A 12,182-nucleotide genomic window follows, 5' to 3' on the forward strand; every position below is an offset into this window, starting at 1 on the left:
AAATATAATTATTTAAATTATGTAAAAATAAATAAAATTATTTTTTTACATATTATTTATTAAATAACATATTTTATAATACTATATTTTAAATAATAGTCAATTTTTTATTTATATTCCTAAAATTAATACAAGTTATTTAATAAATAATGTAAATATTTGTCATTAATATTATAAATAATAAAATTAAAAAATTTATAAATAAAAATAAATATAAAATAATTTATAATTTTATATTTATTTTTAATTTATTTTAATAATAATATTTTAATTTTAAAAAAAGAGATTAATTTAATGAATTTTTTAAATAAATTTGATATAATAATTATAGGAGCTGGACATGCTGGTACAGAAGCAGCTATAGCTTGTGATAATATGAAAAGAAAAACTTTATTAATAACACAAAATATTAATACAATAGGTCAAATGTCATGTAATCCAGCTATTGGTGGTATAGGAAAAAGTCATTTAGTAAAAGAAATAGATGCTCTTGGAGGTTTAATGGCAAAAGCTATAGATTATTCTGGTATTCAATTTAAAATTTTAAATTCTAGTAAAGGTCCAGCAGTTAGATCAACTCGTGCTCAAGCTGATAGAATATTATATAAAAAATTTATATTTAATACATTAAAAAAAAAAAAATATATTACTATTTTAGAATCGGAAGTTATTAAATTAATAATTAAAAAATATAATATTATTAATGGAATAAAAACAAATAATAATTTAAAATTTTATTCAAATATTATTATATTAACTGTTGGAACTTTTTTAAGTGGTAAAATTCATATAGGTTTAAATAAATATGATGGAGGTAGAGAAAATGAATTACCATCAAAAAAATTATCTAATAATTTAAATAATTTACCATTTAAAATTAATAGATTAAAAACAGGAACACCACCAAGAATTAATAAAAATACTATAAATTTCAAAATATTAAAAAAACAATATAGTGATATTCCTGTACCAAATTTTTCTTTTATGGGAGAATTATATAATCATCCTCCACAAATACCTTGTTATATAACTAATACTAATAATAATACTCATGAAATTATTAAAAATTCTTTAATTAATAGTCCTTTATATAACGGTTCTATAAAAGGAATAGGTCCAAGATATTGTCCTTCAATTGAAGATAAAATAATTAAATTTCCAAATCGTAATAAACATCAAATTTTTTTAGAACCAGAAGGTTTATTTAGTAATGAAATATATCCTAACGGTATTTCTACTAGTTTACCAATAAAAGTACAAAAAAATATTATAAATTCTATTAAAGGTTTAGAATATGCTAAAATTACAAGACCTGGTTACGCAATAGAATATAATTTTTTTGATCCAAAAGATCTATATTTTAATTTAGAAAGTAAACATATTAAAGGTTTATTTTTAGCTGGGCAAATTAATGGTACAACAGGTTATGAAGAAGCAGCCGCACAAGGAATAATAGCTGGAATAAATGCTTCATTATTAAATATGAATAAAGAATATTGGTATCCTAAACGTAATCAATCATATATTGGTGTTTTAATAAACGATTTATGTAATTTAGGTACAAAAGAACCTTATAGAATGTTTACATCTAGAGCTGAACATCGTTTATTTTTAAGAGAAGATAATTCTTATTTAAGATTAACAGAAATTGCATATAAAATAGGATTAATATCACCAATGTTTTGGAAATTATTTAATCAAAAAAAAAAACATATTAACAAATTATATAAATATATAAAAAAAAAAATTATTTATATTAAAATAAAAAAAAATAAAAAAAAATATAAAAATAAAATTTATAAAAAAAAATATTATTTTAAAGAATTATTAAAAAAACCTAATTTTAATTATAAGAAAAATATAAAATATACTAATTTTTTTATAAAATTTTTTAATTTAGATATATTAAAACAAATAGAAATTAAAATAAAATATGATGGATATATAAAACTTAATAGAATAGAATTAAAAAAAAACGTTAAAAATAAATATTTTAAATTGCCTAAAAATTTAAAATATGATAAAATTAATGGATTATCAAAAGAATTAATTAAAAAATTAAAAAAATATAAACCAAAATTTATAAAACAAATAAGTAATATTTCTGGAATTACACCGTCAGCTATTACTGCTATTTTAATATATATTAAAAAAAAATATAAAACTTTAAGTATTAATATTTAAAAAAAAAGTAATTTTTTATAAATTTGCATTTTATAAAATTATAATGTATAATGGATATTATTATTAATTATTAATATAAAAAATTGTTGTTATAATTTATTTTCAACATCTTATTATAAAATAATATAATAAAAAATAATAAATTAAGAATATTATAAAATGAAAGAAAATATTGATACTAAAAGTTATATCAATCATCATTTACAAAATTTACAATTAGATTTACATAATTTTAAATTAATAAATTTAAAAGATAATATAAAACAAAATTTTTTATTATTAAATATTGATTCTATATTTTTTTCTATTATTATTGGATTTACAATATTTATTATCTTATATTATGTTGTTAATAATATAAATAAGGGTGTTCCAAATAAGTTACAAACATTAATAGAAATTATAGTAATTTTTGTAGAAAACAATGTTAATAATATATCTTTTGTTAAAAATAAATTTATTGCTCCATTATCATTTACGATTTTTATATGGGTTTTTTTTATGAATTTAATGGATTTATTACCTATTGACTGGATACCTACATTGATGTATAATGTATTTGGATATAAAGTATTTCATGTAGTGCCTTCATCTGATATAAATATTTGTATATCAATGGCATTAAATGTATTTTTTTTAGTTTTATTTTATAATATTAAAAATAAAGGAATATTTAAATTTATTAAAGAAATTTCTTTTCATCCTTTTAATAGTTATATTTTTATACCTATTAATTTAATATTAGAAATAATAAATTTATTATCTAAACCAATTTCTCTAAGTTTGAGATTATTTGGAAATATGTATTCTAGTGAATTAATATTTATATTAATATCTAGTTTATTACCATGGTGGATTCAATGGATTTTTAATGTTCCATGGTCTATTTTACATATATTAATTATTCCTTTACAAGCTTTTATTTTTATGATTTTAACTATAGTTTATTTATCGATGTGTTAAAAAAAAATAAAATTTTATAAATTAATTAATAAAAAAAATAAGGAAAATTAAATGGATAATACAAATATTTTATATTTATCTTCTGCTATAATGTTAGGATTGTCTTCTGTAGGTGCTTCAATAGGTATAAGTATTTTAGGTGGTAAATTTTTAGAAGGAGCTACTAGACAACCAGATCTTATACCAGCTTTAAGAACACAATTTTTTATTATTATGGGTTTAGTAGATGCAATACCAATGATTTCTGTGGGTTTATCTTTATATATAATGTTTGCTATAAACAAATAAATATTATATTAAAATAATATTTATTTTAAAAAAATAAATATAAATATATAATTGGAGATATAATGAATATTAATATAACAATTTTAGGACAAACTATATCATTTATAATATTTGTATTATTTTGTATGAAGTATATATGGCCGCCTATAATAAAAAAAATAAAAAAACATCAAGATAAAATTTCAAGTGAATTAAAAAATATAGAATTATGTAAAAAAGATTTTATAATAATAGAAAAATTAATATTAAAAAAAATTAAAAAAACTAAAAAAAATGCTGATTTAATAATAAAAGAAGCTAATTATAGAAGTGAACAAATAATAAAAAAAGCTGAAAAAATAGCTATAAAAAATAGTAATAAAATAATTGAAAATTCTATAATTAAAATTAAAATAGAATCAAAAATTACTAAAGAAAAATTAAAAAAACAATTTTCTAATTTAGTTATTATAGGAATAAGAAAAATTATAAAAGAATATTATTATAAAAAAAATCATGAAAATGTTTTAAATGATATAATAAAAAAAATATAGGATTAATAAATAATATGAATATAAAAATTATAAAATTGATTAGAATATATGCAAACTCTATATTTAATTTTTCTATTGAAAATAAAAAAATTAATTACTGGTATTACATGTTACATATAACTTCTAAAGTTATATGTAACATTTATACAAATAAAAAATTATTAAATTATATAAATTTAAATAATTTACATAAAATAATAAAAAATTATTTTATTAAAAATAAAATAAATTATTATTATATTAATTTTATATCAATTTTAATAAAAAATAATAGATTAAAATTATTACCTGAAATATTTAAGAAATTTAAAAAATTAAGATATAAATACTATAAAATTAATAAAATAAATTTTGTAACTGTAAATGAAAAATATAATGATAAAATTGATATTATTAAAAAAAAAATAAAAAAAAAATATTTTAACAAAATTATATTCAAAAACAAATTTAAAAAAAATATAATATCTGGAATTATTATTTATAACAATAAAAAAATTGTAGATTATAGTATTTTACATAAAATAAATTGTATAGAAAAATGTTTAAAATTTTAAGGAAATTAAAATGCAATTTAATGCTAATGAAATTAGTGAATTAATTAAAAAAAAAATATCTGATTTAAAAATTAAAGAAGAAAAAAAAAATGAAGGTGTTATTATATCAATAAATGATGGTATAATTTGGGTTAATGGAATATTAAATGTTATGCAAGGAGAAATGTTAGAATTACCTAATAATTTATATGCTATTGCATTAAATTTAGAACAAGATTTTGTTGGTGCTATTGTTATGGGAAAATATATTGATTTGAAAGAAGGTATGATAGTAAAATGTACTGGTAAAATATTAGAAATACCAGTAGGAAATCAATTATTAGGAAGAGTTATAAATACTTTAGGAAAAGAAATAGATGGAAAAGGATATATAAAAAGTAAAAATTTTTCTCCTATTGAGAAAATAGCACCAGGGGTAATTGATAGAGAACCTATTAATAAACCTTTACAAACAGGATATACAATAATAGATTCTATGATTCCTATTGGTAGAGGACAAAGAGAACTTATTATAGGTGATCGACATACTGGAAAAACTACTTTAGCTATTGATACAATAATAAATCAACGTAATAAAAAAGTAAAATGTATATATGTTGCTATTGGTCAAAAAGCTTCTACCATATATAATTTGGTATCTAAATTAAAAGAATATAATGCTTTATCTTATACAGTAATAGTTGTAGCTACTGCTTCTGAACCAGCATCTATGCAATATTTAGCTCCTTATTCTGGTTGTACTATAGGAGAATTTTTTAGAGATAATGGTGAAGATGCTTTAATTGTATATGATGATTTATCTAAACAAGCTATTGCTTATCGACAAATATCTTTATTATTAAAAAGACCACCAGGTAGAGAAGCTTTTCCAGGAGATATATTTTATTTACATGCACGTTTATTAGAAAGATCTGCTTGTGTAAATTCTAAATATATAGAAAAAAAAACAAAAGGTAAAATAAAAAATAAAACAGGTTCTTTGACAGCTTTACCTATAATAGAAACTCAATCTGGAGATGTTTCTGCATTTGTTCCTACAAATGTTATATCAATTACAGATGGACAAATATTTTTAGAAACAAATTTATTTAATTCTGGAATTCGTCCAGCTATTAATTCTGGAATATCAGTATCTCGTGTAGGAAGTTCAGCACAAACAAATTTAATTAAAAAATTATCTAGTGGTATAAAAAATTCTATAGCTCAGTATAACGAATTATCTTCTTTTTCTCAATTTACATCAGATTTAGATTATAATACTCGTAAAAAATTAGAAAATGGGCAAAAAATAACTGAAATGTTAAAACAAAATATTCATACTCCTATGTCTGTTATACAACAATCAATTATATTATTTATTATTAAATATAATTTTATAGATAAAATAAAATTAAATAAAATTAAAAAATTTACATTAGATTTATTAGATTATATATCATCTAATAAAAATAATTTAATTAATTTACAAAATGATATTAATAATTTTAAATTTTATTTAAACAAAATTATAAAAAAATTTAAAAAAAACAAATATGGTAAATAAATGAATAATATAAAAATTATTAAAGATAAAATTAATAGTATTAATAATACTAAAAAAATTACTAAAGTAATGGAAATGGTTGCTACAAATAAAATGTTTAAAACTAAAAAAAATATAGAAAGATGTAAACCATATATTAAATCAATTGAAAAAGTAATAAAAAATCTTTTATCAGGTAATCCTGAATATAAACATCATTATTTTAAAAAAAAAAAAATAAAAAAAGTTGGTTTTATAATTGTATCAAGTGATCGTGGTTTATGTGGTAGTTTAAATAATTTATTATTTAAAAAAATATTAAATAAAATAATTTATTTTAATAAAAAAAATATAAATGTTGTTTTTTCAATAATAGGTTCTAAAGGGGCATCTTTTTTTAGATATCTTAATTATAAAATTTTATCACAATATAATAATTTAAGTATTAAACCAAAAATAATAGATATAATTGGTTTAATTAAATCTATATTAAATTTATATGATAATAATAAAATAGAAAAATTATATATATCTTATAATAAATATTATAATACAATGATTCAAATTCCTAAAATTACAAAATTACTTCCAATAAGTTTTTCTAAAAACAAAAAAATTTATAAAAATAGATGGGATTATATTTATGAAAATGATTCTAAATTTTTATTAAATACATTATTAGTTAGATATATTGAATCAAAAATATATAATTGTGTTTTAGAAAATATTGCTAGTGAACAATCATCACGTATGATAGCTATGAAATCAGCTACAGAAAATAGTAATAAAATAATTTTAGAATTAAAATTACTATATAATAAAATTAGACAGTCAAATATTACAAAAGAGTTAAATGAAATAATTTCTAGTACATTAATTTTTTAATTTTATTTTCAAATTTATTTTTAAGGAACATTAATGAAATTTGGAAAAATTATAAGAATAATAGGTGCTATAGTAGATATAGAATTTAATATAAAGAACATACCTAATATTTATAATGCACTTCAAGTAAAAGATAATAAAGAAATAATATTAGAAGTACAACAACAATTGGGAGGTGGAATAATAAGATCAATTGTTATGGGATCTTCAGATGGATTATATAGAGGTATGAAAATTATTGATTTAAAAACCTCTATTAAAATACCTGTTGGTAAAGAAACTTTGGGTCGTATTATGAATGTTTTAGGAAAACCAATAGATATGAAAGGAAAAATATTAACTAAAGAAAAATGGTCTATACATAGAGATGCACCTAGTTTTAAAGAACAATCTCAAAATAAAGATATATTAGAAACAGGAATTAAAGTTATAGATTTAATGTGTCCATTTGCAAAAGGTGGTAAAGTTGGTTTATTTGGAGGAGCCGGAGTTGGAAAAACAGTTAATATGATGGAGTTAATTCGTAATATTGCAATAGAACATTCTGGTTATTCTGTTTTTACAGGAGTTGGAGAAAGAACTAGAGAAGGTAATGATTTTTATCATGAAATGAAAGAATCTAAAGTATTAAATAAAGTTTCTCTTGTTTATGGACAGATGAATGAACCTCCAGGCAATAGATTAAGAGTTGCATTAACCGGTTTAACAATAGCAGAAAAATTTCGTAATGATGGTCACAATGTTCTTTTATTTATCGATAATATATATAGATATACTTTAGCTGGTACTGAAGTTTCAGCTTTATTAGGAAGAATACCTTCTGCAGTGGGATATCAACCAACTTTAGCTGAAGAGATGGGGATTTTACAAGAAAGAATTACTTCTACAACAAAAGGTTCTATTACTTCTATACAAGCAGTTTATGTTCCAGCTGATGATCTTACTGATCCTTCGCCAGCTACTACTTTTACTCATTTAGATTCTACTATAACATTAAGTCGTAATATTGCTTCTTTAGGTATATATCCAGCTGTTGATCCATTAGAATCAAGTAGTTGTCAATTAGATCCTACGATAATTGGAAAAGAACATTATAATATTTCTTGTAAAGTAAAATCTATTTTACAAAAATATCAAGAACTTAAAGATATTATTGCCATACTTGGTATGGATGAATTATCAGAAAAAGATAAAATTTTAGTTTCTAGAGCAAGAAAAATACAAAAATTTTTATCACAACCATTTTTTGTAGCAGAAATATTCAGTGGTATTAAAGGAAAATATGTAACTTTAAAAGATACAATTAATGGTTTTAAAAAAATTATTAATGGAAATTTAGATTATATACCAGAAGAATTTTTTTATATGGCAGGTTCTATAAAAGATGTTATTAATAAATTTAAAAAAATATAAATATTAATTTATTATATTTTTAAATATTGGATATTTGAATGAAATCATATTTATTAAATGTAGTTAGTATTGAAAAACAAATTTTTAAAGATTATATAAATAAAATGACAATAAGCGGTAGTGAAGGAGAATTAGGAATACTTCATGGACATGTAGCACTTTTAACTACTATTAAACCTGGTAAAATTTTAATATTTAAAAAAAATAAAAAAGAATATATATATGTATCTGGAGGTATTTTAGAAATACAACCAAAAGTTGTTACTGTTCTTGCAGATACCGCTATTAGGGGAAAAGATATAGATGAGAAATTAGTTATTAAAGCTAAAAGAGAAGCTAAAGAAAAAATTATTAATTTTCCAATAGGAGACATAAATTATACTAAAAATATAATTAAATTATCTAAAGAAATGATTAAATTAGATATATTGAAATTAATAAAAAAAAATAAATTATAAATTTTTATTTACCAATACAAAATTTAGAAAATATATTTTTTAAAAGATCTTGTGTTGTAAAGTTGCCATTTATTTTATTTATTTCATTTTGAGCTAAATTTAATTTATCAGCAACAATATCTATATAAAACCCAGCATCTAATAAAAATTTACTTTGTTTTAAATATTTTAATGTTTTTTTTAATATTTTAATATGTCTTTTATTATTTATAAGTATTTTAGATAAATCTTTATTAAAATATAAAATTTTTTCTAAATGTTTAAATAATATATCTATACCATTACCTGTTAAAGCAGACATTTTTATAATATTATAACCTTTTTTATCTTTTTTTATTTTTGGTTTTTTTTTTTTAATATCTATTTTATTTTTTATTATAGTAATTTTATTTTTATTTATTTTATTATAAATATTAAAAAATGTTTTTTTTATATCATATTTTTTTGAAATATTACTATCAATAATTAATAATAAATGATCAGCTTCTTTTATTTCTTTTTTAGTTCTTTCTATTCCTATTTTTTCTATAATATTATATGATTTTCTTAAACCTGCTGTATCTATTATTTGTATAGGTATTCCATTTATATATATATTTTCTTTTATTATATCACGTGTAGTTCCTGGAATATTTGTTACAATTGATGATTTTTTTTTAGTAATTAAATTAAATATAGTTGATTTTCCTGAATTTGGTTTTCCTAAAATTACTATTTTAATTCCATATTGAGATATTTTTCCTAAATTAGATTCATAACATACATTTTTTATAATACTAATTATTTTTTTTAATTTATTTGAAATTTCAGAAGTGGAAATATGATCTATTTCATCTTCTGAAAAATCTATATTAGTTTCTATATATGTTCTTATATTAATTATTTTTTTAAAAATATTTTTAATATATAAAAATAAATTGCCATTTAATGAATTTATAGAAGATTTTACTTCATATTCTGAATTAGAATTAATTAATTCCATTATAGATTCTGCTTGTATTAAATTAATTTTTTTATTTAAAAAAGCTCTGTATGAAAATTCTCCTGGTTTAGCAAAACGTGTATGAAATTTATTATTAATATATTTCATTAATAAAATTAATGAAATTTGATTTCCATGACAATGTAATTCTAAAATATCTTCACCAGTAAATGAATTGGGTTTATTAAATAAAATTGCAATACCTTTATCTAAAATATTATTTTTATCATCTTTAAAAAATAAATAATTAGCAATACGAGGTTCAATTATTTTATTTAAAATCTTATTTGAAATATATTTAACTTTATTTCCAGATATTCTAATAATACCTACCCCACCACGTCCATAAGGTGTAACTTGTGCAATAATAGTATCTAAATTATTATAATTTATATTTTTCATATTTTTTTTTTTTTTTTTGTTAAATAATTATATAATAAATATTGTTGTATTATATAGTTATTATATTATTTATTATATAATATAAAACTAACCCTGAAGGTAACCATAAGAAAAATAAAATAAATAATATTGGTATAATATTTAATATATTTTTTTTTTGATAATCTTTTATATAATATAAAGATATTTTTTGCATTATTAATATAGTAATTCCCATTATTAATGGTAATATATAAAAATCATCTTTTGAAGATAAATCTTTAATCCATAAAAAAGAAGTATTATTTAATTCAGCAGAATTAATTATCATATAATATAAAGATAAAAATATAGGAGTTTGTAATATTAATGGTAAAAAACTACTAAGTGGATTTATTCTTTCTTTTTTATATAAATTAAAAATTTTTTCTTTTAATAAATTTTTATTATAATAAAAATTTTTATATATCGAATTAATTTTTGGTTTTAAAATATTCATTTTTATCATATAAATATATTGTATTTTTGTAATAGGATAAATAATAAAACGTAATAATAAAGTAATAATAATAATTGATATTCCCCAATTTTTAAAAATAAAATTAATTGATTTTAATAAAACAAATAATGGTTTTGAAATAAACCATAAAAAACCATAATCTATTACTAAATTTAAATTATAAAATTTAAAATTCATATAATCTTTAATTTTAGGACCAATAAAAATAATAGTTTCAAATTTTTTGTATTTATTATTAGATAATATATAAGATTTTGTAAAATATCCTAAATTAATATTTTTATTTTTTAAATTATTTATATATATTATATTATCTATTTTATTATTAGGTATTATTGATGTTAAAAAATATTTTTGTGTTATAGCAATCCATCCATTTTTTGTATTTTTTTCTTCTTTTATATTATTTAATAAATTTTTAAAATTAAATTTATTGTATTTTTCTTTTATAGTATAATAAGAAATTCCAAAATTTTTTTTATAATAATTATTATTTTTAATAATTTTTAAATTTTGCTTTAAATTATTAAATATTGATATTTTAACTTTTTTTTTTGAAATATTATAAATATTATATTTTATATCAATAAAATATTTGTTAGGATAAAATGTAAAATACTTATTATAAATTATATTTTTTTTATTATTATAAATCATTATTGTAATTTTATTTTGTTTTTTTTTAAATTTTATAAATTTTGGAAAATTATATTTATAATTATAATTTATATTTTTAATTATTTTATCGTTTTTAATTACCCCATCATTAAATTCACAAATATAATTTAATTTTTTTTTTAAAGAATCTGATAATATAAAAGATTTATTATTATAATTTTTTAATTTTATATTTTCAATTAAACCAGTTTTAGTGTTTATTAAAATATACATAACATTTGTTTTAATTTTTATTATATTTTTTTTAAATATATAACCATTATTTTTTATTTTATAATTTTTATTATTATTTTTAAAATTGTAATTATAATAAAAAAAATTTGATATAAATAAAAAAAAAAATAATATTATTAAAAAAAAAATATTTTTTCTTTTATTAATCATTTTATTTTAAATATATTAATATTTTAAATTTAAAAATTAAATTTTTAATTTTAAATATAAAATATTATATATTTTAGTTTTAAAAAAAATAAAAAATTTATATTTTTATTTTTTTCCATAATTTATTTAAATTATTAAATAAATTTTTATTATTAATTTTAATTATACATTTTTTTACTACAATAATACAATCTTTTTTAAAAAAATAATTTTGATTTAAACGAAAACTTTCTCTTATATATCTTTTTATTTTATTTCTATCATGGGAAAATTTTATATTTTTTTTAGATATTATTATACCTAATCTAGAATAGTTAAAATTGTTATTTTTTATATATAACATTATACAAGATGAATAAAAAAAATTAATTTTTTTGAAATTTTTTATAAAATTTTTAAAAAATTTTATTTTTTGTTTTTTTTTAAATTTATACATA

Annotated in this window: 12 protein-coding genes; 9 read left to right on the forward strand and 3 right to left on the reverse strand. The window is 17.3% G+C overall.

Going from position 1 to position 12,182, the window contains the following annotated elements; genetic code table 11:
• The first annotated feature begins 294 nt into the window (after positions 1 to 294).
• From mnmG to C3B56_RS00605, 9 genes are all read left to right on the forward strand, one after another.
• A complete protein-coding gene (gene mnmG / locus C3B56_RS00565) occupies positions 295 to 2,184 on the forward strand; it encodes a tRNA uridine-5-carboxymethylaminomethyl(34) synthesis enzyme MnmG (protein WP_126071490.1) in 1,890 nt (629 codons plus the stop codon).
• A 159-nt stretch (positions 2,185 to 2,343) separates the two neighbouring features.
• Positions 2,344 to 3,147, forward strand: a complete 804-nt coding sequence (gene atpB, locus C3B56_RS00570) for a F0F1 ATP synthase subunit A (RefSeq protein ID WP_126071491.1) — start codon at positions 2,344 to 2,346, stop codon at positions 3,145 to 3,147.
• Positions 3,148 to 3,198: 51 nt separating this feature from the next.
• Complete coding sequence (atpE, locus tag C3B56_RS00575; protein ID WP_126071492.1) at positions 3,199 to 3,435, forward strand: F0F1 ATP synthase subunit C; 237 nt, start codon at positions 3,199 to 3,201, stop codon at positions 3,433 to 3,435.
• Between the two features lie 62 nt (positions 3,436 to 3,497).
• Positions 3,498 to 3,968 carry a F0F1 ATP synthase subunit B gene (atpF, locus tag C3B56_RS00580; protein ID WP_126071493.1) on the forward strand — a complete coding sequence of 157 codons (471 nt, stop codon included), beginning with the start codon at positions 3,498 to 3,500 and terminating at the stop codon, positions 3,966 to 3,968.
• A 14-nt stretch (positions 3,969 to 3,982) separates the two neighbouring features.
• Positions 3,983 to 4,522 (forward strand): ATP synthase F1 subunit delta, encoded by a 540-nt coding sequence (gene atpH / locus C3B56_RS00585; RefSeq protein ID WP_126071494.1) that lies wholly within the window; start codon positions 3,983 to 3,985, stop codon positions 4,520 to 4,522.
• Positions 4,523 to 4,532: 10 nt separating this feature from the next.
• Positions 4,533 to 6,065: a F0F1 ATP synthase subunit alpha gene (gene atpA / locus C3B56_RS00590; protein WP_126071495.1), complete on the forward strand. Its 1,533-nt coding sequence runs from the start codon at positions 4,533 to 4,535 to the stop codon at positions 6,063 to 6,065.
• Positions 6,066 to 6,929 carry an ATP synthase F1 subunit gamma gene (gene atpG / locus C3B56_RS00595; protein ID WP_126071496.1) on the forward strand — a complete coding sequence of 288 codons (864 nt, stop codon included), beginning with the start codon at positions 6,066 to 6,068 and terminating at the stop codon, positions 6,927 to 6,929.
• Positions 6,930 to 6,962: 33 nt separating this feature from the next.
• Positions 6,963 to 8,342 carry a F0F1 ATP synthase subunit beta gene (gene atpD / locus C3B56_RS00600; protein WP_126071497.1) on the forward strand — a complete coding sequence of 460 codons (1,380 nt, stop codon included), beginning with the start codon at positions 6,963 to 6,965 and terminating at the stop codon, positions 8,340 to 8,342.
• A gap of 38 nt (positions 8,343 to 8,380) precedes the next feature.
• The gene (locus C3B56_RS00605; RefSeq protein ID WP_126071498.1) at positions 8,381 to 8,800 is read left to right on the forward strand and encodes a F0F1 ATP synthase subunit epsilon; all 420 of its coding nucleotides are present in this window, start codon (positions 8,381 to 8,383) and stop codon (positions 8,798 to 8,800) included.
• Positions 8,801 to 8,804: 4 nt separating this feature from the next.
• Here C3B56_RS00605 and mnmE read toward each other — a convergent pair whose 3' ends face one another.
• From mnmE to rnpA, 3 genes are all read right to left on the reverse strand, one after another.
• Positions 8,805 to 10,184 carry a tRNA uridine-5-carboxymethylaminomethyl(34) synthesis GTPase MnmE gene (gene mnmE, locus C3B56_RS00610; protein ID WP_126071499.1) on the reverse strand — a complete coding sequence of 460 codons (1,380 nt, stop codon included), beginning with the start codon at positions 10,182 to 10,184 and terminating at the stop codon, positions 8,805 to 8,807.
• Positions 10,185 to 10,233: 49 nt separating this feature from the next.
• Positions 10,234 to 11,745 carry a membrane protein insertase YidC gene (gene yidC / locus C3B56_RS00615; RefSeq protein ID WP_126071500.1) on the reverse strand — a complete coding sequence of 504 codons (1,512 nt, stop codon included), beginning with the start codon at positions 11,743 to 11,745 and terminating at the stop codon, positions 10,234 to 10,236.
• A gap of 97 nt (positions 11,746 to 11,842) precedes the next feature.
• The gene (gene rnpA, locus C3B56_RS00620) at positions 11,843 to 12,181 is read right to left on the reverse strand and encodes a ribonuclease P protein component (protein ID WP_126071501.1); all 339 of its coding nucleotides are present in this window, start codon (positions 12,179 to 12,181) and stop codon (positions 11,843 to 11,845) included.
• Position 12,182: the final 1 nt, after the last annotated feature.

The sequence above is a fragment of the Candidatus Annandia adelgestsuga genome (assembly GCF_003956045.1).
Taxonomy (GTDB): domain Bacteria; phylum Pseudomonadota; class Gammaproteobacteria; order Enterobacterales; family Enterobacteriaceae_A; genus Annandia; species Annandia adelgestsuga.